This is a genomic window from Neorhizobium phenanthreniclasticum, from assembly GCF_040066075.1.
GTDB lineage: Bacteria > Pseudomonadota > Alphaproteobacteria > Rhizobiales > Rhizobiaceae > Neorhizobium > Neorhizobium petrolearium.
In genome coordinates this window covers 58,467-83,726 of record NZ_JBEAAL010000031.1, presented here as the reverse complement: position 1 = coordinate 83,726, position 25,260 = coordinate 58,467, and the positions used below count along the sequence as shown (strand labels likewise).

General features: G+C 62.9%; 18 protein-coding genes and 1 pseudogene. 13 read left to right on the top strand and 6 right to left on the bottom strand.

Annotated features, from left to right (window positions below):
* Positions 1-418: 418 nt before the first annotated feature.
* On the bottom strand, positions 419-1,312 hold the full coding sequence (locus ABK249_RS28610) for an AraC family transcriptional regulator (RefSeq protein ID WP_037156277.1): 894 nt from the start codon (positions 1,310-1,312) through the stop codon (positions 419-421).
* A 184-nt stretch (positions 1,313-1,496) separates the two neighbouring features.
* Here ABK249_RS28610 and ABK249_RS28605 point away from each other — a divergent pair, with 184 nt between their 5' ends.
* From ABK249_RS28605 to ABK249_RS28570, 7 genes are all read left to right on the top strand, one after another.
* Positions 1,497-2,054 (top strand): type 1 glutamine amidotransferase domain-containing protein, encoded by a 558-nt coding sequence (locus ABK249_RS28605; RefSeq protein ID WP_227705589.1) that lies wholly within the window; start codon positions 1,497-1,499, stop codon positions 2,052-2,054.
* Positions 2,055-2,096: 42 nt separating this feature from the next.
* Positions 2,097-3,524 (top strand): NAD-dependent succinate-semialdehyde dehydrogenase, encoded by a 1,428-nt coding sequence (locus tag ABK249_RS28600; protein WP_227705590.1) that lies wholly within the window; start codon positions 2,097-2,099, stop codon positions 3,522-3,524.
* Positions 3,525-3,587: 63 nt separating this feature from the next.
* On the top strand, positions 3,588-4,091 hold the full coding sequence (locus tag ABK249_RS28595; RefSeq protein WP_227705591.1) for a hypothetical protein: 504 nt from the start codon (positions 3,588-3,590) through the stop codon (positions 4,089-4,091).
* On the top strand, positions 4,088-5,452 hold the full coding sequence (pcaB, locus tag ABK249_RS28590; RefSeq protein WP_037156285.1) for a 3-carboxy-cis,cis-muconate cycloisomerase: 1,365 nt from the start codon (positions 4,088-4,090) through the stop codon (positions 5,450-5,452). The genes ABK249_RS28595 and pcaB overlap by 4 nt, the downstream gene beginning before the upstream one ends.
* Positions 5,453-5,542: 90 nt before the next feature.
* On the top strand, positions 5,543-6,298 hold the full coding sequence (locus tag ABK249_RS28585) for an SDR family NAD(P)-dependent oxidoreductase (protein ID WP_037156287.1): 756 nt from the start codon (positions 5,543-5,545) through the stop codon (positions 6,296-6,298).
* A gap of 182 nt (positions 6,299-6,480) precedes the next feature.
* Positions 6,481-6,654 (top strand): DUF4387 family protein, encoded by a 174-nt coding sequence (locus ABK249_RS28580; RefSeq protein WP_081952955.1) that lies wholly within the window; start codon positions 6,481-6,483, stop codon positions 6,652-6,654.
* Between the two features lie 195 nt (positions 6,655-6,849).
* Positions 6,850-8,313, top strand: coding sequence for a methyl-accepting chemotaxis protein (locus tag ABK249_RS28570; RefSeq protein ID WP_407722184.1), 1,464 nt, complete (start codon positions 6,850-6,852; stop codon positions 8,311-8,313).
* 172 nt (positions 8,314-8,485) lie between these two features.
* Here ABK249_RS28570 and ABK249_RS28565 read toward each other — a convergent pair.
* Positions 8,486-9,843, bottom strand: a pseudogene (locus ABK249_RS28565) (ISKra4 family transposase).
* A gap of 403 nt (positions 9,844-10,246) precedes the next feature.
* On the opposite strand from ABK249_RS28565, the gene ABK249_RS28560 reads away from it, so the two are divergent.
* The 5 genes from ABK249_RS28560 to ABK249_RS28540 all read left to right on the top strand — a co-directional run bounded on the left by ABK249_RS28560 (position 10,247) and on the right by ABK249_RS28540 (position 18,003).
* Positions 10,247-12,181, top strand: a complete 1,935-nt coding sequence (locus ABK249_RS28560) for a hydantoinase/oxoprolinase family protein (protein WP_227705593.1) — start codon at positions 10,247-10,249, stop codon at positions 12,179-12,181.
* A gap of 4 nt (positions 12,182-12,185) precedes the next feature.
* Positions 12,186-12,584, top strand: a complete 399-nt coding sequence (locus ABK249_RS28555) for an acetone carboxylase subunit gamma (RefSeq protein WP_227705594.1) — start codon at positions 12,186-12,188, stop codon at positions 12,582-12,584.
* A 102-nt stretch (positions 12,585-12,686) separates the two neighbouring features.
* Complete coding sequence (locus ABK249_RS28550) at positions 12,687-14,843, top strand: hydantoinase/oxoprolinase family protein (RefSeq protein WP_227705595.1); 2,157 nt, start codon at positions 12,687-12,689, stop codon at positions 14,841-14,843.
* 65 nt (positions 14,844-14,908) lie between these two features.
* On the top strand, positions 14,909-17,179 hold the full coding sequence (locus ABK249_RS28545; protein ID WP_227705596.1) for a hydantoinase B/oxoprolinase family protein: 2,271 nt from the start codon (positions 14,909-14,911) through the stop codon (positions 17,177-17,179).
* Positions 17,176-18,003, top strand: a complete 828-nt coding sequence (locus ABK249_RS28540) for a hypothetical protein (protein WP_037156296.1) — start codon at positions 17,176-17,178, stop codon at positions 18,001-18,003. The genes ABK249_RS28545 and ABK249_RS28540 overlap by 4 nt, the downstream gene beginning before the upstream one ends.
* A 79-nt stretch (positions 18,004-18,082) precedes the next feature.
* On the opposite strand, the gene ABK249_RS28535 is transcribed toward ABK249_RS28540, so the two are convergent.
* The 4 genes from ABK249_RS28535 to ABK249_RS28520 are packed head-to-tail and all read right to left on the bottom strand — an operon-like array spanning position 18,083 to position 21,941.
* Positions 18,083-18,712, bottom strand: a complete 630-nt coding sequence (locus ABK249_RS28535; RefSeq protein ID WP_037156298.1) for a CoA transferase subunit B — start codon at positions 18,710-18,712, stop codon at positions 18,083-18,085.
* The gene (locus ABK249_RS28530) at positions 18,712-19,434 is read right to left on the bottom strand and encodes a CoA transferase subunit A (protein ID WP_037156300.1); all 723 of its coding nucleotides are present in this window, start codon (positions 19,432-19,434) and stop codon (positions 18,712-18,714) included. Before ABK249_RS28530 ends, ABK249_RS28535 begins: the two co-directional genes overlap by 1 nt.
* Complete coding sequence (locus tag ABK249_RS28525) at positions 19,431-20,729, bottom strand: RNA polymerase factor sigma-54 (protein WP_037156302.1); 1,299 nt, start codon at positions 20,727-20,729, stop codon at positions 19,431-19,433. Before ABK249_RS28525 ends, ABK249_RS28530 begins: the two co-directional genes overlap by 4 nt.
* A gap of 3 nt (positions 20,730-20,732) precedes the next feature.
* Positions 20,733-21,941, bottom strand: a complete 1,209-nt coding sequence (locus tag ABK249_RS28520) for a CobW family GTP-binding protein (protein ID WP_227705597.1) — start codon at positions 21,939-21,941, stop codon at positions 20,733-20,735.
* A gap of 349 nt (positions 21,942-22,290) precedes the next feature.
* Here ABK249_RS28520 and ABK249_RS28515 point away from each other — a divergent pair, with 349 nt between their 5' ends.
* The gene (locus ABK249_RS28515; RefSeq protein WP_348864659.1) at positions 22,291-24,288 is read left to right on the top strand and encodes a sigma-54-dependent Fis family transcriptional regulator; all 1,998 of its coding nucleotides are present in this window, start codon (positions 22,291-22,293) and stop codon (positions 24,286-24,288) included.
* Positions 24,289-25,260 lie beyond the last annotated feature (972 nt).

Below are 25,260 nucleotides of genomic sequence, written 5' to 3'. Positions count from 1 at the left end.
ACACTTGAGAAAATCGGATTGATCCAAAAGCAACCAGGTGTCGCGCGCAGCATCCAACTGCTCGTCCCCCCGCAAGACCTGCCAATTCTGGGCATAGAACAACCCGTCATAATCTCTGAGACGTCACCCTAGTGACAACTTTAAGATCCGCATCGTTCGATGCAAGAAGGTTGATTTCTCAGTGCGTTAGATAATCAGACGCACTACCCGCGGTTCGATTCTGTTCAACTGCAAATGATCGCGGATGAAGGGGGCAGGTTCCAGACCCTTTACCCAGGAAGCCATATGCAAACATGTCCAGGCGCCACCGCCGAGGTGACCTCGACGGAGCACCGCTATGTCCAGATTACAAATTTCAGCGTCTGCGTGAGGCACCACGGGGCAGATCAGCGACCTCAATGATGCAATGGTGGCGGTCTCACGCCGCGACTTGGCTCTTGCCAAAGCTGTCGCGAACATCCCTTGCGGGTGAGGCTCCAAACATCCGGCCATATTCGCGCGTGAACTGGGGCACGCTTTCGTAGCCAACGGAATAGGCCGCATTGCTGATCGGCGCACCTTCGGAAATCATCATCCGCCGCGCCTCGATGAGGCGCAGTTGCTTCTGGAATTGGAGCGGCGACAGAGATGTGACGACGCGGAAGTGGTGGTGGAATGAGGAAAGGCTCATCCCGGCGACTTCGGCCAATTGTTCCACCGTCAGCGTCTCCGCATAAGCGCTTCTGATGAGAGCGACGGACCGCCCGATCCGGCTTGCATGGCTGTCGGTGACGCCGAGCGCACGGATGCCTGCGCCGTGCCGACCTGTCAGCAGCCAGAAATGCATTTCGCGGATCAGCTGATTTTGCAGGACAGGGATCGAAGCCGGACGATCAAGAAGTCGCATCAGGCGCAGAGCCGTGTCGGCGACTTCCGCTTCTGTCGGGTCGACGCGGATGGGAACGCCCGTATCCGCTTGGGCAATGCCGATGTCCATGACGAGCGACTGCGTCACCGCCAGATCGATATCGAGAACAAGCGAGTAGTAAGGGACGCCGGCATTGGCCCGCGTGATCTGGCTGACATTCGGGACGTCGGCGGCAATCAGCAAGGAATCTCCAGCCCCGAAATCGAAGGTCGTGCTGCCCATGGTCACGCGCTTGGCTCCCTGAAGAACGAGGGCGACCAGCGGTTTGGAAATCGCATATTGCATTTCGCTCGGCGCCGTCGCTCGCATGGCAAAGAGCCCGGGTATAGGCGTGCGCGCAACACCGTACTTGTCGGCATTGGCGTCGGCGAAACGGCACACGCATTCCAGGAGAGTGCTGTTCATTGTGGTCCATTCCGATCCATCAGAATGCAGACATCCTAAAGGGCGAGCGGACCTCCCCGCAAGCGGCCTTGGCGGATTAGGCAAGGATTCTGGATTCGGCGGCAACCCCGACCGGGGTGGCTTGCGATAGCTTGCTCTCATTCGGAAGCGACCGGCTTCCGGATCAATGAGCAAGGAGAAAGTCATGACCAACCTGAAGGACCGCAACATCCTGGTACTGGCAACCGACGGCTTCGAGGATGCCGAACTTTACAGCCCGCGCCAGTCGCTCCTCGACGCTGGAGCGCGAGTTGTCTTGGCTTCGCCCAAGGGCGGCCCAATCCGCGGCTGTGTCTACAATGCCGAGACCGGCAACTCGGACGAGTCGAGCGAGACGATCACGCCGGACCGACTGATCGCGGATATCGACGCTGCTGACTTCGATGCCCTCGTCCTGCCCGGCGGCGTGGTCAATCCCGACAAGCTGCGAATGGACGAGAAGGCGATTGCTCTGGTGAAGGAGTTCGCCGCCGCCGGTAAGCCGATCGCCTCGATCTGCCATGGCCCCTGGCTTCTGGTCGAGGCCGATGTGCTGCGCGGTCGCCGCGCCACGGCTTGGTACTCCATCCGGACCGATCTGAAGAACGCCGGTTCGACCGTCGTCGATGCCGAAGTGGTGGTGGATGGCAACCTCATCACCAGCCGGATGCCGTCCGACATCCCTACCTTCACGAAGGCGATCGTCGGCTCGCTTCAGGGCTGACCTCCGGGGCATGGCACTGGCGAACATCAAGAGGACGCGAGAATGACGAGCAAGTTTCAGCTTCTGATAAACGGTGATCACCGCGAGGGTTCGGAAGGCGCCGCCGTCGATGTAATTAATCCTGCCACGGGCGACAGTCTCGGACAGGTGGCCTACAGCTCGACGGCGGATATTGAAAACGCGCTCGCCGCCGCCCGGCGCGGCCTGCAATCCTGGCAGGCGGTGCCGGCCTGGGAGCGTGGCCGCATCCTGAAGGATGCCGCCAGCATCATCCGCCGCGACGCAGGCCGGATCGCGCACATCTTGACTCTGGAGCAGGGCAAGATCCTCTCCCAGGCGCGCGACGAGGTTCATCGCGCCGCCGACTTTATCGAATGGGGAGGGGAGCAGGCCCGACGGATCGCGGGCCGCATCGTGCCGGGACGGCAAGCTGGCCAGCGCATTGAGGTCCAGCCGCATCCGATCGGCGTCGTCGCGGCATTGACGCCCTGGAACTTCCCGATGGCGCTCGCCGCCAAGAAGTTCGCCGGCGCATTGGCGGCCGGCTGCGCCATCATCTGCAAGCCGTCACAGGAAACGCCCGGTTGCGTCCTGGCAATGGGAGAGGCCCTGCTGGAGGCAGGCGTTCACCCGGCGGCGCTGGCCGTCGTCTTCGGGGACGCCGATCAAATCTCAACCCAGCTCATCGAGTCCCCGATCATCGCGAAGATCACCTTTACGGGCTCGATCCCGATCGGCAAGAAGCTCGCTGCGGCGGCGGGACTTCGCATGAAGCCGGTGACCATGGAACTCGGTGGCCATGCGCCGGTCGTCGTCTGCGGCGATGTGGACCCGGCGGCGACCGCGGAACTGCTGGCGCGGGCCAAGTTCACCAATGCGGGACAGATCTGCCTCTGCCCCTCCCGCTTCTTCGTCGAGGAAAGCATTGCCCAGCCCTTTGCAAGACGCTTTGCCGAGGTCGCCAAGGGGCTGAAAGTCGGAGACGGTCTGGATCCAGCCACCGATGTAGGCCCCCTGGCCAGCGAGCGGCGTGTCGAGGCCATAGCCCTCCTCGTCGACGATGCGCGAGAACGGGGTGCGACCATCCTCGCCGGTGGAGAACGCCTCGGTGAGCGCGGCTTCTTTTATGCTCCGACAGTCCTGACGGAGGTGCCGGAGGACGCTGCCGTCCTCCACGAGGAGCCGTTCGGTCCCGTCGCGCCGATCCTGCCTTTTTCCGATGAAGAGGCTATGCTTGAGGCTGCGAACGGGCTCGAATTCGGGCTGTCGGCCTATGTTTTCACCCATGACGGCAGAAGGCAGCACCGACTTGTCGACGCGCTGCAATACGGCGCCGTTTCGGTGAACGGCAGCCTGGCGCATCTGCCCGAAGCCCCACTGGGCGGCTGGAAGGACAGCGGAATCGGGACCGAGGGCGGCATCGAGATCCTCGAGCCCTACACCATCACCAAGCACGTCAACCTCGCCTGACCGAAGCAGCAACGAACCAGGTGCCGAACGAACGGCACCTGGGGCGCGAGCGGAGCCCGACCCATGTTGCCCATCGATTACCCCGCAATTCCCCTCTCATTTGTGGCCGGACCGGCCGTTCTGGCGAATGTTTGCGCCATTCTCCAGGACAGGGTGAACATTCGCCATGCCCATTCGGTCGATCAGTGGAGAAGTCTTCAGTCCCTCCGCGCCGGGCAAGGCGGAAAGGCAGCCAGGCTTTACTCGGATACTGACGCGGCAGTTGCGCTTTCCGGCCGACGGGTTCGCCTTCAGCTGCGTGCGACGGAACTGTTGACGCTGGGGACATGCAGCTTCGGCGTGACCAGCCTGCTTTCACTCGGATGGTCGATACTCGCCAATGCGGAAATCAATCGGAGCGCGGCACTTTTTTCCGTATCAACGATCTTCTGCGCGTCGGTCGGGCTTCTCATTCTCATGACGGTGGCCCTGACCGTCATCCAGGAAAGCGCCAGTGCGCGTGCATTGATGCGCGTGCATTTCCTCAGCTCGCCTTCTCAGGCGGAAGCCGCCGGAGATCAGCCGTGAGCTCGCTGTCTCTCCTCGACTCCCCTTTGTTCGGCGGCGGCTTCGTCAATGGCGAAATGCGCAGCCTGTTCGACAGTAGTGCCTTTGTTGACCGGTGCGTCGAAACCGAAGTCGCACTCGCTACAGCCGAAGCGCGTCTTGGTCTCATCCCCGAGGCCGCAGCCGCTTCGATCGCCACCGCAGCCCGGACGATCCGTTTCGACATGACCCGACTTGCGCGCGAGACGGAGCTCGTCGGCTATCCGATCCTGCCGATGGTCGAGCAAATGGCCGATGCCTGTGGCGAGGCCGGAGGTTATCTGCACTGGGGCGCGACGACACAGGACATCATGGACACGGCCACTGTCCTGCAAATCAGGCATGCGCTCGATCTCATCGAACGGCAGCTGGACGATACTGTTGCCGCGTTGCGCAACCTGGCCGCCGAACATCGTGATACGCCGATGGCCGGGAGAACCCACCTGCAGCAGGCGTTGCCGATCACATTCGGCTATAAGGCCGGCGTCTGGCTGTCAGGTCTTGAGCGACATCGCGAACGCCTGGCGCAGATGCGCCCGCGCGTTCTCGTGGTGCAGTTTTCCGGGGCGTCGGGAACGCTGGCGTCCCTGGGGGAGCATGGGCTGGCCGTCCAGGCGGAACTCGCTAAAATCCTGGGCCTCGCGATCCCGAGGATCACTTGGCACGCCGCCCGCGACGGCATGGCGGAGGTCGTGCAGGTCCTTGCGCTGGTCTGCGGCAGCCTTGCCAAAATCGCCTTCGACGTTTCCGTCATGATGGCGACGGAACTTGGGGAGGTCTCGGAGCCCTTTGCCCGTCATCGCGGCGCGTCCAGTACCATGCCGCAAAAGCGCAATCCGATCTCCTGCGAACTCATCATCGCGGCCGCCAAAGTGGTGAGGCAGCATTCGGGCTTGATGCTCGACGCAATGGTCCACGATTTCGAGCGCGCAACGGGACCGTGGCACCTCGAATGGTCCGCCATCCCGGAAAGTTTTGCCCTGACCTTCGGGGCTCTTTTACAAGCAAGCTTCATGCTGTCCGGGCTCGTCGTCCATCCGGACCGGATGCTGGCGAACCTGGGGATCTCGAAGGGCCTGATCGTCGCAGAGGCGGTGATGATGGCACTCGCCCCCCTGACCGGTCGCCAGACCGCACATGATCTCGTCTATGCCGCCTGCCGTCGCGCGGTGGAAGCCGGCAGGCCGCTCTTCGAGGTACTCGCGGGGACGCAGGAGGTGGCGATACCGCTCGGCCGTGAGCGCCTGCGTCACCTCACCGATCCCGCAAATTATCTCGGCTCTGCATCGCAGATGGTCGATCGCATTCTGCAGCCCGCACCACGTGCCGAGCTGGAGAAATAGGCAAGGCTCGCCGAGGATCCGGCAACCGCCGGACCGCGACCCCTGTCATAAAATTCCTGTCACCAACAAACGGATTGAAGGAGAACGGATATGAATACAGTTTCCATCATCACCGGCGGCAGCCGTGGCCTCGGCCGCAACACCGCAGTCAGCATCGCGCGTCATGGCGGCGACGTCATCCTGACCTACCGCAGTGGTGCTGTCGATGCGCAAGCCGTCGTGGCCGAAATCGAAGCACTCGGCCGAAAGGCGGTCGCCCTGCAGCTCGATGTGACGAACGTCGCCTCATTCAAGGCCTTCGCGGACAATGTTCGCAATGCCCTGTCGGCGACTTGGGGCCGCGACACATTCGACCATCTCGTCAACAATGCCGGCCAGGGCGAAATGGCAAGCTTCGCTGAGACGACCGAGGCCCAGTTCGACGCCCTCTTCAACACCCATGTCAAAGGCGTCTTCTTTCTCACCCAGACCCTGCTGCCGCTGCTGGCAGATGGCGGTCGGATCGTCAACTTCTCCTCGGGCCTGACGCGTGTCTCGGCTGCCGGTTTCTCGGCCTATTCCGCGGCCAAGGGCGCCGTCGAGATCCTGACCCTCTACATGGCCAAGGAACTGGCCGAACGCGGCATCACCGCCAACACGGTGGCCCCGGGGGCCATCGAGACCGACTTCCTCGGCGGTGCCGTTCGCGACATGCCCGATCTCAACAAACAGTTCGCCGGCATGATTGCGCTCGGTCGTGTGGGCGTCCCCGACGATATCGGGCCCATGGTGGCGAGCCTTCTCGGCCCGGACAACCGCTGGATTACCGCACAGCGGATTGAAGTATCAGGCGGCCAGGTGATCTGACGAAAACAGCCAGGGGCTGCCGCAAAACCCGGTGGCAGCTCCCGACCGAAGCAGGGGAGCATGAGGAATTGTGGGGCGGGGTTAGACAGAGTATGTAGCCGGCATTGAATTTCGATGAGGTCGGCCGGGCGTAAGGAGGGCAAAATGGAAAGCAAAGACCGGCGGGAGACGCCCTCCCCACAATTCCTCATGCTCTCCCGGCAGGGCTAACCGATTTCGTCGAATACGATCCGGCCTCGGCCATCAAGTTCACCATTTTGCGGCTGCGGCCGAGCGGCAGCCCCGGGGATGCCGACATCTTCGGCGCCCAGCAATATGCGCCATTCCTGGATGTCGAGGTCGACATTCCGGACTGATGCGGGCGCTGGGGAGCGGCGAGATGGGCACTTTCCCTGCTGCAGGAATGTCATCCCGGTCCGAACCTCTCAACATCGAGCAGCGGTGGACGCCGCCTGTGAAAATAGTCTTCGCGAGGGCTTCATTGGAAATTAACCGGACTCTATTTTCATATCCGCGATACTGATTTGGCATTTGCCGATCCGGGAGGGGACATGTCTATATTCACCACACGCAAGACCAAAGATATTTCAGAATTGAAGGCCCAGCTACAGGCTGTCAGCGAGCGTTCCAGCCTGCTTGACGAGGCATGCGGTATCGGTTTGTGGGAGGCTGTCCTGCACAATGGCGACGCCATGCATCCGCAAAGCCGCTGGACATGGTCCGCCGAGTTCCGGCGCATGATCGGTTACGACAGCGCCAAGGATTTCCCCAACGTCGTTCAGTCATGGTCCGAGCGCCTTCATCCCGATGATGTCGCCCCGACATTCGCAGCATTCGGCGGGCACCTGACGGACAAAACGGGACGTGCTCGATACAATGTGACGTATCGCCTGAAGATGCGGGACGGTTCCTACCGCTGGTTTCGCGCGACCGGCGGGTGCATTCATCAAGCCGATGGCATCACCATCCGGGCCTGCGGCTCCCTGACGGATGTCCACGAGGAAATCCTGCTGAAGGAGAAGACGGCGAGGGAAGCGGAAGAAGACCGGATTACGGTCGAGGCGCTCGGCCAGGGCCTGTCGGCGCTTGCCGGCGGGGATCTTACCTACCGGATTACCGCCGGTTTTGCGCAGAAGGCAGCCGCCTTGAAATCAGATTTCAACACGATGGCAGACAATCTGCAGGAAATCCTGAAGGCCGTTACCACGGCGATCACCAGCATGCACAGCGGCTCCACGGAGATCAGCCACGCGTCCGACGATCTCTCGAAGAGAACCGAACAGCAGGCGGCCTCGCTGGAGGAAACCGCCGCAGCTCTCGAAGAGATCACCGCAACGGTGAAGAAGACGGCCGAAGGTGCGCGTCAGGTTGCCGATGTCACGACATCGGCACGGGCAGCCGCGGAGCAATCCGGCGTCATTGTCGACAATGCCGTGAATGCCATGTCGCAGATCGAGCAATCCTCCAGCCAGATCGGGCAGATTATCGGCGTCATCGACGAAATCGCCTTCCAGACCAATCTTCTCGCCCTGAATGCAGGTGTCGAAGCCGCAAGGGCCGGCGACGCGGGCAAGGGATTTGCGGTCGTCGCCCAGGAAGTCAGGGAACTGGCCCAAAGGTCGGCCAACGCGGCCAAGGACATCAAAACGCTGATCTCCACCTCGTCACAGCAGGTTGGTCAGGGCGTCGCTTTGGTGGGACAGACCGGTGAAGCGCTGCGCGGAATCGTCAAGCAGATCGGCGATATCACCGGTCTGGTCAGTGCGATCGCATCGTCGACGCAGGAGCAGTCGACAGGCCTGCATCAGATCAATACGGCCGTGAACCAGATGGATCAGATGACGCAACAGAACGCTGCGATGGTGGAAGAAACGGCAGCCTCCAGCCATTCTCTCGCCCAGGAGGCAACCGATCTGGCGCAACTGGTCAGCCGGTTCCGATTGGAGAACGACCGGGAAAGACCAGGCTCCATACGCTCTACTACCGCATCAGTGACCGGCAGACGCGCCGCCTGATATGGCACCGCAATCGAAGCTGCGGGGGTGCGGCCGATGAAAAGGCCTGCCCGCGAGCGAGGGGTATAGGCGGTCGATATGACACCATGCGCACCTGAAATGCTCAATCCCGCCGTTCGCCGGTGAACTGCAGCATCATGACGAACAGATTGGGAGCGGGAAAAAGCTGGGGTTAGGCTGTGAGGTCGAGCTTTGCCTGTTTTAGACGGCCGTCCGCGATGGCGGCTCGCACTTGAAGAACCCGATGAGCGCCGATCGGTGTCCAACGCATTTGCCGCTTCTTATTCATACGAGCATTGACGAGGCTGTTGGCGGCACTTTCGGCCGGCGAACTGGATATCGGCTGACCGGACCAGTATCGCCGACAGTAGTTGACGATCGAAGCTGCGTTCTGCCCCAGGTAGGTGCCAAGATTGTTGATCAGCTCGTATAGGCGCCTGATTTTGCCGGGGGCGTCGCGAAATCCGGGATGCTGATCCAATTGGGCGAGCATCTGCTTTACGGCTTCGCTTGCCTCTCGGACATATCCGCTCCAGAGGAGATGCCGAAGCCTGGGCACATGGACCGCGACGTTTTGCAGATAGACATCCAGATTTTGCAGATGCCTGATGCCCTCCCAGGCCCGCTCAATGTGCCGCAGCCGCATCGATAGATGAAACCAGTCGAGAATATGCGTGACGGGCTCGCGTGTTGCGCTGAGGACGATACTCTGCAGCCCGACCTCTCCGTCGCTAAAGACAGTGACGTCTCGGCCAGGCAGCCATCCTTGCGCGCGCATCGCTGCGCGAACGATATGGTGTTTGCCGGTAGCGATATTCGGCGCACCGGCAAACTGACGCGGTGCTCGGCCTTGCGCAACAACGCGTCCCATCGCGATCTCGAAATGTCGGCTTTGATAGCCGGGAACCGCGCGAATATAGGCGCCATCAATAAAAACGGAAACGGGAGACTTGCCGGCGCGACTGATACGATAGGGGCCTGCGACGTCCCACTTTTCGATCTGATCGGCAACCTTGCCCAGCCGGTTGCTTACGGTTCGATGATTATGAGGCCGCGTGACCGGCACAAAGATATCAAGTACACGGGCTGCTTCTCGAAATGACATCCGGGAGCCCAGTTCGGCTTGGATGCGCTCCAACTCCGGGGTAGCTCGGCCATTCAACAGGGTCTCGACGCTTCCCGTGCCCAACTTCGCGGTCGATCCGCAGGCACAGTTGCACCACCGCGGCACACGCACTTTGCAAGATCCAAACAGCGAATGGATCGTACGATACCTACTATCATGCACCGAGCGACGGCGGCTACAGTCGTGGCACTTCCGATCTCGCTGGGCGGCTTGATCCGTCTGAAACTGCGTCAGTTCCTGTTGTAGCGCCGCTGTATCTTCTTGGCTTCTTCAGGGGAGAGGCCAAAATCGTTGAGACGGGCGCCATCGAGAGACCGGTCGACCTTGGCAATTTCGCAACGCTGCGACACGCCGTCAACGCCAACAAGCTCGACCGAGATGATCATCTTTAACTGCGACGCCAACGAATGCCCCTTCAGAAAAGGCACCTGTTTACCCGAAATCTCTTACCCCCACCTTTTTCCCGCTCCCCGCAGAACTGGTCGCGCGGATGATCGTCGAACGTTGACCTTCCTTCTTTCGGACGGAGACGCCGCGCGACCGTCCGGAAACCGGACGCCCTAACCTGGGGGCACCGTGCCGCGTTCAGCGGATACCGAAAATAATAAAATCGTTTCAATTGCTTGATGGATTGCCTCCGGCAGCGCCGCTGCGTGGAAGCAAACCTGCTTCACTTGTTTCTCGGGATAGACGGTCCGGTGCCGCGGGGAGGAGCCTGCCGCGCGCCGCAACCGCAAAGCCCGGCGCGAAGAACGCGCCGAACGGGCCGAAAGGTCCGCCTGACAGGAACGGGAGGAGAAATGCGCGATGGCATTGCAAATCAACATCGATAATGGCGGCACGCTGACCGACGTGTGCATCATGTCGGATGACGGCGTGAAGAAAACCAAGGTTCTGACCACCCCTTACGATCTTTCGAAGTGCTTTTTCGAGGGACTGCAGAAGGCCTCCGAAGTGGTCTACGGCACGGCGGACGTGAAGCGGCTTCTCGAAGAGGTCGACCTCATCCGCTATTCCACGACGCAGGGCACCAATGCCATCTGCGAGCGCAAGGGGCCGAAGCTCGGTCTTGTTCTCGACACCGGTTCTGCGGCACTGCCGACCGCCTTGAGGGCGCACGATCCGGAAGTGTTCGAGGCGCTGGTGGGCGACCGTGTCGGCTTCATCGACCTTGCCATGCTCGACGCTCCCGAAGCGGAGGTGGAGGTCGTCAAGGTCATCAACCAGCTCGCCGCCCGGGGTGCGAACCGTCTGGTCATCGCGCTTGGCGGCGCCGGCTTCCTGGAGGCCGAAGAGCGGGTCAAGAAGATCGTGCTGCGCAAGTATCCACGCCATCTTCTGGGGGCCGTGCCGGTTCTCTATACGTCGGATCTCACCTCCGACCGCAATCCGGATCGCCGCGCCTGGTCGGCGCTCATCAACTCCTTCCTGCATCCTTCGATGGAGGCCTTCCTCTACAATGCCGAAAACCGGCTGAGGGCGTTCCGCACCAAGAACCCGCTGCTGATCTTCCGCAACGACGGCGATGCCTCGCGCGTGGCGAAGACGGTGGCGATCAAGACTTATTCCTCCGGCCCGCGCGGTGGCATGGAAGGCGTGAAGGCGTTCTCGGCGCTTTACGGTTTCCGCGATGCCGTTTCCATCGATGTCGGCGGCACGACAACCGATATCGGCCAGTGCACGGATGGCAAGGTCGCTGAAATCCGGCGCGGTCATGTCGAAGGCATCAGCGTGTCCTTCCCGCTGTGCGAAATCATGAGTGCCGGTGCCGGCGGCAGTTCGATCTTCAAGGTGAAGGACGGCCATATCGCCATCGGTCCGGAAAGTGTCGGCGCCCTGCCGGGGCCTGCCTGCTTCGGGCGCGGCGGCAAGGAAGCGACGATCACCGATGCCAGCCTACTGGCCGGTCTGTTCGATCCCGCTTCCTATTTCGGTGGCGGCATGGGGCTCGATGCGAGCCGCGCAGAAGCGGCCGTTCGCGGCAATATCGCCGAACCGTTGGGCATCGATCTCGATACGGCGGTCCTCGCCATGTCGGATGCCTATGAGGCGAAGATTGCCGATGAACTGCACCGTTTCACGAAGATCGGATCGGACACGGTGATGCTGGCCTTTGGCGGCGCCGGGCCGCTGAACGCCTGCGGTGTGGCCGACAAGGCGGGTATCCGCCGGGTTGCCGTGCCGGCCATGGCGGCGGTGTTTTCCGCCTATGGCATCGGCTCCTGCGATGTCTCGCAGGGCTATGCCGTGACGCTCGAGGATCGCTCGACGGCGGGGCTTGCAACCGCCCTCGATGCACTGAAGCGCAAGGCCGCCCGCGACATGTTCGCCGAGGGGTTTGAGGAAGGCAGCTACGCGGTTTCCGCCCGCCTCGTTGCCGACACGGCGGATGGCGAGAAGATCGTGTCGCTGGGTGATGCGCCTGACTTCCCGCCGGAAGTGGCGCAGGCTTCTACGGTCGAACTGGAACTCAACGCGGTGAAGAGCCTGCGTCACGACGAGACCCGCCATATCGGTTTCCCGCTTAGGGCTGAGGCGAAGGCCGATGGAAAGCGCAACGTTCTGGTGGCCGGCAAGGGGCGCGTCGATCTGCCCGTCTATCGCCTCGCATCGATGGCGGATGGCGATCATGCCAGCGGACCGGCGATCCTTGAGGAGGACTACTTCACGGCCCGCGTGCCGGCGGGCTGGGGCTTCGTCGTCTCGGAGGCGGGCGACATCATTCTGGAACGGGAGGACTGACCATATGAAAATTCCGATGACCGAATATCTCCGCATCGATCTCGACAAGGAGACATGGGAATGCCGGGTATGCGACCACGAGATCGCGCCCGCCGAGGGCAACTACAAGGAAGGGCTGCTGGTTCACAACCGTGATCCGCGCGAGATCCATCCGCCGATCCTCGATCCGGAGCGCTACCGCTTCACCTTCAGCCCGGACCCGGAATGGGTGCGCATTCTCGAATTCTGCTGCCCGAACTGCGGCACGCAGGTGGAGACGGAATATACCGTTCCCGGCCATCCGCCGTTGCAGGACATGCAGGTCGATGTGCCCGCGCTGAAGGCCCAGTGGGCCAAGCGCGGTCCGGACATGCTGCCGGACGCCGGCCCCGCCGTGGTACCCGGTCGCGGCCACGGCCACTGATGCCGGCGCCCCGCGCAATGGGGCGCGGGGATCTGACCATTCACAGGGACGCGCCTGCCGGGGAGGGCGGCGCGATCCCCTTGCGAAAGATAGGGAGCGAGAATGAAACGCGTATCCGTTGATATCGGCGGCACCTTTACCGACTGCTTTGTCGTCTGGGGCCAGCAATATATCGAAACCAAGGCGCTGACGACGCATCACAATCTGGCCATGGGCTTCAATGAGGCCCTCGGCAAGGCCTGCGCCGTGCTTGGGCTGGAGCTGGAGCAGATCCTGCAATCCGTCGACAGCGTCCGCTATGCCACCACGCTCGGCACCAATGCGCTGATCGAGCATAAGGGGCCGAAGATCGGCATGCTGGTCACGGCCGGTTATGAGGCGACGGTGCCGCTCAGCCGTGCCCGTGGCTATGGCGAGGGCCTCGACAATCTCGGCCAGCAGGACATGCCGAACGCCCAGCGTCCCGAACCGCTGGTCCAGCCGCACATGATCCGTGGCATCCGCGAGCGGCTCGATTTCCAGGGCAAGCTCGTCATGCCCCTGGACGAGGAGGACGTGCGCCGCCAGCTTCGCGAACTGGTGGATCGCGGCGCCCAGATCATCGTCGTCGCGCTGGTCAATGCCGTGGTGAACCCCGAGCACGAGCAGCGCATCGAGGAAATCGTCCTGGAGGAATACCCCTCGCATCTGCTCGGTGCGATCCCGGTGATCCTGTCGCATCAGGTGGCGGGCCGGAAGGGCGAATATGTGCGCGCCACCTCGGCCATCGTCGATGGCTATCTGCACTCGACGATGTATCACGCGCTTTCGGCGCTGGAGCAGAACCTGCGCGCCCACAAGTATGACAAGCCGATGCTGGTCATCCACAATTCCGGCGGCATGGCGCAGCTCAACTCCACCGATGCGCTGCAGACCATCCATTCCGGTCCGGTTTCGGGCATCGGCGCGTCCGAGCATCTCGCCATGCAGGCGAGCCTCGGCAATGTCGTCGCCACCGATATGGGTGGCACCTCTTACGATATCGGCATCGTCGTGGAAGGCGGGGTGAAGCACTACGACTTCAATCCGGTCATCGACCGCTGGCTTGTATCGGTGCCGATGGTCCACCTCGTCACGCTCGGCGCCGGCGGTGGGTCCATCGCGTCCTATGACCGCATGTACAAGACGGTGAAATGCGGTCCGGAAAGTGCGGGTTCCGATCCCGGCCCGGCCTGCTATGACCGTGGTGGCCTGCGCCCGACCGTGACGGATGCCGACCTGCTGCTCGGCTATCTCGACGCGGCAAATTATGCCGGCGGCTCGATCCCGCTCAATCCGCGCCGCGCCAAGGCGGCCATCGAGGATGCGCTGTGCGACGAACTCGATTGCTCGGTCATCGAGGCGGCGAAGCTGATCCGCGAGAAGGTGGATGACAACATGGCCAACGGCCTCTTCACCGAGCTGCGCGCCAGGGGGTACGATCCCAAGGACTTCACCATGCTGGCCTATGGCGGCAACGGGCCGCTGCATTGCTGCGGCATTGCCCAGAACCTCAATATCGACCGCATTCTGGCGCCGCCGCTTTCGTCGGTTTTCTCGGCGGTCGGTGCCGGCAACATGCACCAGCTCCACATCCATGAGCAGTCGCTCTACATGGTGCTTTACGACAGCAATACGCGCCACATCTTCGACGACTACGACCGCTTCAACGCCATCGTCGCCGAACTGAAGGAAAAGGGCCGGCAGGACCTCCTGCGCCAGGGCGTGCCGCTGGAGGATATCCGTCACGATCTGGAACTGGACATGCGCTACGGCAACCAGCTCGTGCAGACGACGGCGGTCATTCCCAATCACGAGGTCCATGGGCCGGGCGAGGTGCTGTCGATCATCTCGCAGTTCTCGGCCGACTACGGCAAGCGTTTCGGCGAGGGCTCGCAGGCGCCGGAAGCGGGCATCCGCATCAACACGATCCGCGTCGCTTCTTACGCGCGGCACGAGACCGTGAAATTCGAGGATATCAAGCCCGTGCCGAAACCGGAGCGCAAGGCGCCGCCTGCGCCTTCCAGCCACCGCACCTGCCATTTCGTCGGTCACGACGGGCCGTTCGAAACGCCGGTCTGGGCGCGCAAGGATCTGGAACCCGGCATCGAGATCGCGGGACCGGCCATTGTCGCCTCGGAGGTCACGACCTTCCTCGTCAATCCCGGCTGGACCTATGTAACGGCGAAGCAGGGAGCCTCCTGGTTCCTGCGCAACGAAAATCCCGTCACCCGCCACTGAAAACGGCCAGCCCGGCGCTGGAGGAGCGCCGGGCCTTACGCCCAACCCGACTGGAGGAGAATTCCATGAACAAGATCGATATCCGGGCGAAAATGCCCTCGCTCGAAGAGATGAATCTCATCAAGAAGTTCCTCGACGATACCACGCTGTTCCTCGGACCCGATCCGGAGATCATGCAGAACCATGACCTGATGCCGCGCACGGCAGAGGAAAACGAGGCCGTCACAAGGGTTTCCGACAGCCACATCGTCGCCAAGATCCGCGACCGCATCCAGGCCGGCTGCGACGAAGGCTATGAAATGGTCGAGCAGATGGGGGCGGCCCCCGGCGCCAAGTGGGGCGACGTCATCACCGGCGTCTATTCGGCGTCGGGCGACCTTGCCATCGCCTCGGCGGGTGGCGTGCTGATTTTCTCCGCGCTCGTGCACCACCCCATCAAGTTCATCATCAAGAACTGGATGAACGACCCGACGGTGGGCGTAAAGGAAGGTGACGGCTTCATCCATAACGACAGCCGTTACGGCAATGTCCACAACACCGACCAGTCGATGATCCTGCCGATCTTCCACAAGGGCAAGCTGGTCTGCTGGGTGGCCTCCACCGTGCATGAGGGCGAGAACGGTGCCATCGAGCCGGGCGGCATGCCCTCCATGGCCGAAAGCCCGAGCGACGAGGGGCTGAAGATGTCGCCCTTCAAGGTGGTCGAGAACTACCAGATCAAGCGGGACATTCTCACCTTCCTGCAGAACTCTGTGCGCGAACCGAAGCTGCAATATGAAGACATGAAGGTGAAGCTGTTCGCCTGCCTGCGCATCAAGCAGCGCATCGAGGAAACACTGAATTCCGACGGTCCGGAAGCACTCGTTGCGACCCTGCGCCTGACCATGGAAAACGTCCGCGCCGAAGTGAAGCGCCGCGTGTCCGAATGGCCGGACATGACGGTCAGGACCTACATCATCCAAGATTCGACGCTGCGCGAAAACTGCGTGGTGAAGATCAATTGCAAGCTCACCAAGACCGGCGACCGGCTGATCTTCGACTTCCGGGGTTCCTCGCCGGAATTCACCAACCGCGCCACGAACACCATCGTCGCCGGCCTGAAGGGCATGCTGGCGCAGGTCTTCCTGTGCTATGTCTGGCCGGACTTGCCGCGCGGGCAGGCGGCGTTCGCACCGATCGAAGTGATCACCGACCCGCATTCGATCGTCAATTGCTCCTATGACGCGCCGAACTCGCAATCGCTGATGTCGATCTTCACCGGCTTCACCGCCGGCCAGCATGCGGTGGCGAAGTTCCTCTATTCCTGCCCGGAGAAGTTCACCAAGGTCCATGCCCCGACCTTCAACATGATCAACACCTTCATCTGGGGCGGGGTCAGCCAGCATGGCGAAACGCTCGGCAACCTCTGCGCCGACCTCAACGGCATGGGCGCGGGCGCGACGGTGGACCGGGATGGCGAGCACGCGCTGGCGCCGATCTTTGCCACCATGGCCGACATCGGCGAGCAGGAACTGAACGAGGAGGAAGTGCCTTTCCTCCAGCTCGTTTCCAAGAAGATGACGCGAGACGCGATTGCGCCCGGCAAGTATCGCGGCGGCCAGGGCTACACGATGATGGTCGCCACCAAGGATAGCGAGCAGTGGGGCTTCATGACCACTGCGCAAGGTGCCAAGATCCCTCCGATCCAGGGCCTGTTCGGCGGTTATGCCTGCGGTTGCTACCCGCTGTCCAAGGTGCAGGGCGTCGATGTCTATGACATTCTGCTCAACCAGCCGGAAAAGTTCCGCCACTCCATCGAGGAGATCATGAACGAGCAGCCTTTCGAGGGCGCGCGCTACACCACCCACCACATGGGCATGGGCTTCGAGATTTCGAAGCGCGGCGAGTTGTTCATGATTTCGCAAGGGGCGGGTGCCGGCTATGGCGACGTTCTGGAGCGCGATCCGGTGGGTGTCGTCCGCGATATCGAGGAAGGCCTCATGTCGCCGGAAGTGGCGGCCCGGCTCTACAAGGTAGTCTTCGATCCGGTGACGCTTGCCATCGACTTCGACGCCACGGAAAAAGCCCGTGCCGACGAGCGCAAGGCGCGCATCGCCCGCTCGGTGCCCTATTCGGAGTTCGTCAAGGGCTGGAACAAGCCCAAGCCGCCGGCGCATCTGCAATATTTCGGCTGCTGGGGCGATGATGTGGACACGCTCTACATGGGGTCGCCCGACAAGAGCCGGCGCTGCAACGAGCCGAAGCCGAACTACATGGCGCATCCGAAGGATGTGCGGATTGCCGAACTCGAGCAACGCCTGATGGCCCTGGGCGCGATGGGAGGCGAGAAGCAATGAGCGCTAGTCTCGCGGAGATGCTGCCCGGCGGGTCGGGCGCAAACCGTCTGAGGGTCTGGCTCGAGTCGTCGGGCTATGCCCGACGGCTCCTTCTCGGTCCCGAGGGCGATCCCTGGGCCGATGGGGCGGCAAAATACCTTTCCTTCTTCTCGCAGGCGCGCGGCCTGTTGCGGGCCGATGTTGCCGTCGTGCCCGTCGGCGATCTCTACCGGTCCTGGATAGCGCGCCATCCGGGACTGGCGGTGGAGATGGCAGCCAAGAAGCGCGCGACCTTTCCCCTGCGTCGGATGCTGGAGGAGGAGGGGCCACGCAAGCTTCTGGACGAGGTAGCCGAGGCGGTTGCGGCCAATCTTCAGGGCCAGATTCCCATGGTTCTGGCAATGCCGTCGCCAGCCGTCTGGCTCGATGAAGCGCAACGCATGGTCGGACGCGAAGCCGAAGGGCGCGACGACGACGCGGTGGAGGATGCGGCGATGTATATCGCCGATTTCGTCCGATGCGTTGGCGCGCGTCCCGTTGGCGGCCTTCTAATCGAAGAGGCCGAAGGCGCAGCGGGGCCGGCGGACCGCTATGCGCCCGTCTTCAACGCCGCCCGCCACTATCGTTGGGCCGTGGTCGGGCGCGGCGTTCGACCGGGTCAGGAGCCCCTGTTCGATGCGGTGATCGGCGGCGGCGATCGGGTGCAGGGCCAGGATGTTAGCCTGCCGCTGTTTGCCGGCGGCGATTTACCCGAAATCGGCACCACGCAATTCCGCTATGCACGCATTCCGCCCGATCATCCGCCGGAAGCCGTGCTCGATGCGCTGGCACGGATGCGCGCCTGACAGTTGTTCCTCCTCCGTCACGCTCAAAGCAAAGCCGGGGCCTTTCGGTCCCGGCTTTGCTGTGTCGGCGATCAGGCTGTCAGTCGACGATGGTCGCTTGCGTGGCGGCGCGAAGCTCGGCGTCGCTGGTGCCGTCCGCCAGTTCCACGATCTTCAGGCCGCCCTCGACCACGTCGAGCACACCGAGATTGGTGATGATCCGGTCCACGACCCGCGTGCCGGTGAGCGGCAGTGTGCATGCCTTCAGCACCTTGGATTCGCCTTCCCTGTTGGCGTGCTCCATCAGGACAACGACGCGGCCGACACCGGCGACGAGATCCATCGCGCCGCCCATGCCCTTGGCGAGCTTGCCGGGGATCATCCAGTTGGCGAGATCGCCGGTTTCGCTCACCTCCATCGCGCCGAGGATCGCCATGGCGATCTTTCCGCCGCGGATCATGGCGAAGGACGTGGCTGAATCGAAATAGGCCGTATCGGGCATTTCCGAAACCGTCTGCTTGCCGGCGTTGATGAGATCAGCATCCTCCTCGCCTTCATAGGGAAACGGCCCGATGCCCAGCATTCCGTTTTCCGATTGCAGCGTGACGGACACGCCATCGGGAATGAAATTCGGCACGAGGGTCGGAATACCGATGCCGAGATTGACATAGGTTCCGTCCACGAGTTCGCGTGCGGCGCGTGCCGCCATCTGATTGCGGTCCCAGGCCATCAAGCGTCCTCCCTTTGACGAACCGTGCGTTTTTCGATGCGCTTTTCGTGCGGCCCCTGAATGAGCCGGTGGACATAGATGCCGGGCAAATGGATGCGATCCGGATCGAGGCTGCCGGTCGGCACGATTTCCTCGACCTCCATCACGCAGATCTTGCCGCACATCGCCGCCGGCGAGTTGAAGTTGCGCGCAGTCTTGCGGAAGACGGCATTACCGCTCTCGTCGGCTTTCCACGCCTTGACGATGGCGAGGTCTGCGACAAGGCCTCGTTCGAGAATATAGGTCTCGTCGTCGAACTGCTTGTGCTCCTTGCCCTCGGCGATCACCGTGCCGACGCCCGTCTTCGTGTAGAAGCCGGGAATGCCGGAACCGCCGGCGCGCATGCGTTCGGCCAGCGTTCCCTGCGGGTTGAACTCGATTTCCAGTTCGCCGGCCAGGTATTGCCGCATGAATTCGGCATTCTCGCCCACATAAGAGGCAATCATCTTCCGGATCTGCCGGGTGTCGAGCAGCTTGCCGAGGCCAAAATGATCAACCCCGCAATTATTGGCGGCGATGGTCAGATCCTTCACACCGCTTTCAACCAGTGCGTCGATCAGGCATTCCGGAATGCCGCAGAGGCCGAAGCCGCCTGCCGCAATGGTCATGCCGTCGAACAGGAGCCCGTCGAGCGCCTGTCTCGCCGAGCCATGGATTTTCTTCCCGCTTGCGGGTCGTGTCATGTTCTTCTCCTCTCCTTCATACGATCCGCCGCGCCCGGAAACCCCGCCTCGCGGCGGCGATTGGCAACGGTTCGGCGCGAAACGCGAATGCCTCGGGCGTCCAGGGCCTCGGCGATGTCTGCGTCGGTCAGTGGTCTGTCCTTTGGCTCCGCCGCGATGAACTCCGCGATCAATGTCGTGATCGCCGGGCCGGGCACCCCTGCGCCATCGGGACGGGCCGTGCCGCCACGGGCGAAAAAGGCCGAAAGCGGCAGAATCCGCGCCGGTGTCTCGACCGTCAAACCGGTGCGGATGCGACTGATGGTCGTTTCGTGGCAGCCGATGGCTGCAGCCACCTCGCTGTTGGTCAGTGGCTGAAGCCGGGCCGGGCCGTATTCGAGAAAATCCCGCTGGACGCCGATGGCGAAAGCCGCGACCTCCAGGATCATGCGGTTGCGGCGCTCCACCGTGCGCTCCAGCCAGCGCGCTTCCGCAAGTGCGCGTGGACCCCGCGGCTCGGCCGTGGGGTCGATCGTGATCTTTGGCACGCTCTCGCGGTTGAGCATGACCTGCCACCTGTCACTTTTGTCGCGCTCGGCCAGGAGATCCGGCGGGCGACGAAAATCGGGTGACGCCTCGAAGCGCACACCGGGCTTGGGGTCGAGGCGGCGCAGTCGGGCGACCATCACGCCGAGTTGTTCGGCACTCACCCCACATTGGCCGGCAAGTGCCGCCATTTCGCCGCGCGCCAGCAGCGGAAGCCGGTCGAGAAGCAATCGCATCGGTTCCGTCAGCGCGCCCTGATCGGCGATTTGCAGGCTGAGGCATTCGCTGAGAGAGCGGGCGAAGAGCCCGACCGGTTCCATCTCCTGAAGGCGAGCCAGCACCCTCGCCGCCTCGGCGGGGGAGCAGCCGGCGCGCGCGGCAATCGCGTTCACCTCCATGCCGAGCCAGCCGCTCGGCTCCAGCGCTTCGGCGAAGACCAGTGCGATGGCGGTTTCCCGCGGGGTGCGGAACAGCAGCCCGATCTGGGTTGTGACGTGGCCATAGAGGCTGGCGGCCAGCGCGGCAACTCGTTCGCTTTCCCCGTCCTCCGCGCTGAACGGGGAGGGGCGCCAGCGCGGCGGGCCACCGCCGGTCGTCGGTGCGGGAAAGGGCAGTTCGACCTGCAGGCAGGGATTGGCCGCCGCCTCCTGGGCCAGAGCGCCGGCCAGTTCAGCATTGTCCATCTGCAGCAGCGCCATGGCGCGCTGCATGACCTGCGTCATGCGCAGCGAAGGGGTCTGTCCCAGCCGAAGTTCCGTCGCGCCGCGCATCCTTCAGATCCGCGCAGGCATTTCGCCGAGAACGCGCGGCTGGATTATGAACGCATCCGAGACGAGGCCGGGCCGGGGCGTGAGCGGCATGCGTTCGCCGAGCCAGGTGCGCGTCGGCAGTCCCGCGACGGCAGCCCGGCGAAGCGCTTCGCGGTCGCCGGGCAGGGCCACCAGCCGGGCGCGGATATCCGCCTCGACGTGCGCATCGAGATCCTCGCCGATGAAGACCAGCCGGCCCTGCCGATCCATGAGAGGGCCGGAGGTGGGCCAGGCTGCGAGCCGCAGGGGCGCATAGACGGCGCTATCCACGCATTGCACCGCCACCGGCTGGTCGAGGCCGGCGACGGAGACAAGGCCCTTTACCCGGAGCAGCCGCCCAGCCCAGCGTGATAGAATTTCACCCATCGTGACCGCAAAGCCGCGCCAGCCGGTCGCCTCCTCCAGCGTCACGACGAAGCTCGAGACCCTTCCTGAATGCGGCTCGCAATGGAAGACGCTTTTCGCCGCATTGCGCTGGCCGGAAAGCCAGCCGGTTACGGCGGCGGGCGCCTGACCCGAAACATAGAGCCCGCCGCCGAAGAGAACCTGCGGATCGGCCTCGCCGTGGCGGAGCGCAAGACGTACCGCCGCCGGGTTCAGTGCTTCAAGCTCTCGCTCCACCGCGGTTCGCTCGGCACGGCTGGCGAGGTCGCATTTGGAAAGCAGCAACCGGTCAGCGAGGCTCACTTGCACCCGTGCCTCACGGTGGCGGGCGATCTGCGCGCGGGCGCGCTCCGTATCGACCACGGTCAGCACACCGTCGCAACGAAAACGGGCGGAGACCAGCCGGTCCTCCATTAAGGCCCGCACCACGGGTGCGGGATCGGCAAGGCCCGTGGTTTCGATCAGCACTCGGCTCACCGGCGAGATCTCCCGTCGCGACATGCGTTTATGCAGCCGCATCAAGGCCCCGATCAAATCGCCCTGAACCGTGCAGCAGAGACAGCCGGATTCGAGAATGACCAATGTGTCGTCCACGCGCTCGACGAGATGGTGGTCGATGCCGACATCGCCGAACTCGTTGATGAACACGGCAACGCCCGCCATGTCCGGACGGGCGGTGAGGGCATTGAGCAAGGTTGTCTTGCCGGACCCGAGAAAGCCCGTCAGAATCGTCACCGGCACCCGGCCGCAGGCATTCGCGCCGGAGAGATTGCTTTTTTTGTCCGTCATTGTCAGTCCTCCCGAAGGAGAAGAGAAGCAGGATTCCTGCCACGTTCCGCGCAACCGAAAGGTTGAGGCCGGAACAACGGCTTAGCGAAATCATGGCGGATGTGACTTGTTTCGGGACCGTCCGGAAACCGGACGGTTGGCGTTCGGAGAGCGGCCGCCGACGGACGTAGCTGCGCCCTTCGGGTGGCGAGGGCCCACGAAAAATGAATGCAATAGATGCTTTTTTGGTGTTAAACGTCTCTCATCGTTGGATCCATAGATTGGGAGAGGCGGCTGCTGGAAACCGTTCCGGGGAGGGGATGCCGGTCGTTGAGTGGTTTTGGGGGCGCCGCAAAAGGGAGGAGGAGCGATGGTGACTGGCAACGGTTCGTACCGGACATTTTCACGTCCGGAAAACGACGACAAGATCATGTCATCCTGGGAGCGCTTCATGGGCGGGCAGGATCCGGCTTCGGATGCGCTCCGAAGGCTGATCGACGATTCCTGGCGGCGCTGCCATGGCATCGTCGATCCCGGGCGCTCGCATGCGCCTGATCCCGTAGTCGAAGAGACGTTGCACGGCATACTCGGCGATAATCGGGACCTTGTCAGAGCCAGCACCCCGGTCATGGCGTCCGCACGCGATTTTCTGTTCGAAACCGGCACCGTCATGGTGCTGACGGATGCGGAAGGGGTGGTTCTGAGTGTCGAGGGCGATCGCACGCTGCGTGATCCGACGGAGCGCATCCGCCTCATGCCGGGCGCTAATTGGAGCGAAGCTGTCTGCGGCACCAACGCCATTGGTACGGCGCTTCAGATCGGCCAACCGATACAGATTCACTCGGCGGAGCATTATTGTTCCGGGATCAAGCGTTGGTCCTGCTCGGCAAGCGTCATCCGGGATCCGCTGAGCGGCGTAACACTCGGGGCGATTGATATTTCTGGCCTGAGCGAGAGCTACAGCCGACACAGCCTTGCGCTGGCTGTGGCCGCCGCGGGGCGGATCGAGAACCGTTTGGGACAGCGGGAAATGAAGCTGCGCTATCGGCTTCTCGACCATTGTCTCGAGCGGCTGCGCGCGCCAGGTGGCGACGGCCTGATCGTTTTCGATCGCTCCGGCCGGGCGATCAAGACCAATGACAAGGCGGCCACGCTGATGGCGGAATTGGCCAAGGGGCGGGGCAGTCCGGCAAGCGCGATCCGCGATCTGACGCTGCCCTGGCGTGAGGGGCGCGTCGCGCCGGAAAACATGCCCGACTGGATCGACCACAACTGGATCGAACCGATTCTGCTGGAAGGGGAGCGGTTGGGGGCGGTGCTGGTTCTGCCGGACCGCAGCGCGGTGGTGCGTCGCGCCGGCCTGCGGGCCTTGCCGCGCAACCCTCCGGCTGCCGCCGACCCTTTCGACCGCCTGACCGGCCGCTCGCCGGCCTATCTGGAGGCGGTGCGGCGGGCCCGCCTGCTAGCCAAAAGCCCCGTGCCGGTTCTCCTGCTTGGCGAAACCGGTGTCGGTAAGGATGCCTTCGCGCAGGCACTGCATGCCGGCGGCGTGCAGTGCTCCGGGCCCTTTGTCGCCATCAATTGCGGTGGCTTCTCCCGGGAGCTTCTGACCAGTGAACTGTTCGGCTATGCCGAGGGTGCCTTCACCGGCGCACGGCGCGGCGGCATGACGGGCAAGATCGAGGCCGCGGATGGCGGTACGCTATTCCTCGACGAGGTCGGTGAAATGCCACTTGATCTCCAGCCGCATCTCCTACGTGTGCTCGAGGCCGGAGAGGTTTACCGCATTGGTGAAAATCAACCGCGTAAGGTCAAGTTGCGCCTGATTGCGGCAACCAATCGCGATTTGAAGGCCGAGGTCGAGGCGGGTCGCTTTCGCCCCGACCTTTTCTACCGGATTGCCGTGACGACGTTGAAGCTGCCTTCTCTCCGCGACCGGGCAGGCGACCTCCCTGCGCTGGCGGAGCATCTTCTTGCCGAGATTGCCCGCCGATACGAAATCCCGGTGCCGGACATGAAGCCGGAGGTTCTCGAAGTCTTTCATCGTCATGACTGGCCAGGCAACATCCGCGAACTGCGCAACGTGCTGGAAGGCATGCTACTCGAAAGCGGCGGCGCGAGCCTTTCGGGCGGCCACCTGCCACCGGAGCTTGCCGGCACGAACCGGGTGGACGTGGCCTTCGGGTCACCCGCTGCGGCCACGGGCACGCTGGTGCGCGCTGAAAGCGAGGCTATCCTTGCCGCCATCCGCCAGCATCAGGGCAACCTGACCTCCGCTGCTCGTGACCTCGGCATCGCCAAGAGCACGCTTTATGTCCGGATCGAGCGGCTCGGCTTAAAGGAGAGCGTGGGCCTGATGCGCGGTTGATCGCAAGGGGAGCCAACGCGCTGTGGGTATTGGACGAGCGATTTGACGGTGCCGGTCCCTACGTGGCTGCGCGTTGATGAAACGCGTTTCCTTCTCCCGCTGCGTTATTCGTTGTTGACGCACCTCCCCGGCCGCTCGCTCCGTCACGGGATGACCGAGGGTGATATCACGCAGGCTACCGCCAGATGGGAGAGCTTCTGACGCAGATTCATGCGATCCGGATGCCTGCAGATGGCTATTTGCACGGCCACGTGCGTGCCGACAAGCAGGATTGGAGCAGCGTCGGCGAATCCCACGGCGTAGTCCGTCGACAAGGCCCGAGAAGCCAAACAGCTCAGACGATGGGAGTTGGGGTCGGAACAAGGTGCGCCGGTAGAAACCGGCAAGGAGTAGATGGTGAAAGTCCATTGCAATGAAGGAGTAGCGATCCACATTGACCCCGAGTCATGCGCGGGCAGCCGTGAGGCTGTGCGTGAAGCGTTGACAGGGGAGCATGTAGGCCAGCCATTGAACCGCGAGATTGACGCTTCTCGGGTGCCGACGTTCGTCTTGTGTGCGGAAGGCAATATGAATCGGTGCGACAGCGCGAGTGTCGATTGAACCCGGCGTGGTCTGAGACCCTGGCATGCATGGACGCTCCTTGCGCGGGAACCGGGAGACCTCGGGATTGGCCAGAGTGGGATGCCACTGCTGGTCCGCATCGGGAAGGCGAGGAGGCGAATCCGGTGAAGAACGATCTCGAGGAGTCAGATCCTGCCATAGTAGCAACGAACCTTGAGAACAACGCCGGAGTATCGGTGGCGGAGCAAGGGGAGCCAAGGGCAGGAACCAAGGGGAATGCGGACCAGCAAAGCACGCGCCGGGCACAGGACCGGGAAAGTGTGTCCCATGCGCTGGACCGCATACGGAATGCTGCAAGGCAAAGGAAGAAGGAGAAGTTCACCGCTCTCTCTTCCATCACATCAATCCAGA

Excerpts from the sequence above, each read along its gene's own strand:
- ABK249_RS28610 (WP_037156277.1), bottom strand. The coding sequence starts at position 1,312 with ATGAACAGCACTCTCCTGGAATGCGTGTGCCGTTTCGCCGACGCCAAT.
- ABK249_RS28605 (WP_227705589.1), top strand. The coding sequence starts at position 1,497 with ATGACCAACCTGAAGGACCGCAACATCCTGGTACTGGCAACCGACGGC.
- ABK249_RS28600 (WP_227705590.1), top strand. The coding sequence starts at position 2,097 with ATGACGAGCAAGTTTCAGCTTCTGATAAACGGTGATCACCGCGAGGGT.
- ABK249_RS28595 (WP_227705591.1), top strand. The coding sequence starts at position 3,588 with ATGTTGCCCATCGATTACCCCGCAATTCCCCTCTCATTTGTGGCCGGA.
- ABK249_RS28585 (WP_037156287.1), top strand. The coding sequence starts at position 5,543 with ATGAATACAGTTTCCATCATCACCGGCGGCAGCCGTGGCCTCGGCCGC.
- ABK249_RS28570 (WP_407722184.1), top strand. The coding sequence starts at position 6,850 with ATGTCTATATTCACCACACGCAAGACCAAAGATATTTCAGAATTGAAG.
- ABK249_RS28560 (WP_227705593.1), top strand. The coding sequence starts at position 10,247 with ATGGCATTGCAAATCAACATCGATAATGGCGGCACGCTGACCGACGTG.
- ABK249_RS28555 (WP_227705594.1), top strand. The coding sequence starts at position 12,186 with ATGAAAATTCCGATGACCGAATATCTCCGCATCGATCTCGACAAGGAG.
- ABK249_RS28550 (WP_227705595.1), top strand. The coding sequence starts at position 12,687 with ATGAAACGCGTATCCGTTGATATCGGCGGCACCTTTACCGACTGCTTT.
- ABK249_RS28545 (WP_227705596.1), top strand. The coding sequence starts at position 14,909 with ATGAACAAGATCGATATCCGGGCGAAAATGCCCTCGCTCGAAGAGATG.
- ABK249_RS28540 (WP_037156296.1), top strand. The coding sequence starts at position 17,176 with ATGAGCGCTAGTCTCGCGGAGATGCTGCCCGGCGGGTCGGGCGCAAAC.
- ABK249_RS28535 (WP_037156298.1), bottom strand. The coding sequence starts at position 18,712 with ATGGCCTGGGACCGCAATCAGATGGCGGCACGCGCCGCACGCGAACTC.
- ABK249_RS28530 (WP_037156300.1), bottom strand. The coding sequence starts at position 19,434 with ATGACACGACCCGCAAGCGGGAAGAAAATCCATGGCTCGGCGAGACAG.
- ABK249_RS28525 (WP_037156302.1), bottom strand. The coding sequence starts at position 20,729 with ATGCGCGGCGCGACGGAACTTCGGCTGGGACAGACCCCTTCGCTGCGC.
- ABK249_RS28520 (WP_227705597.1), bottom strand. The coding sequence starts at position 21,941 with ATGACGGACAAAAAAAGCAATCTCTCCGGCGCGAATGCCTGCGGCCGG.
- ABK249_RS28515 (WP_348864659.1), top strand. The coding sequence starts at position 22,291 with ATGGTGACTGGCAACGGTTCGTACCGGACATTTTCACGTCCGGAAAAC.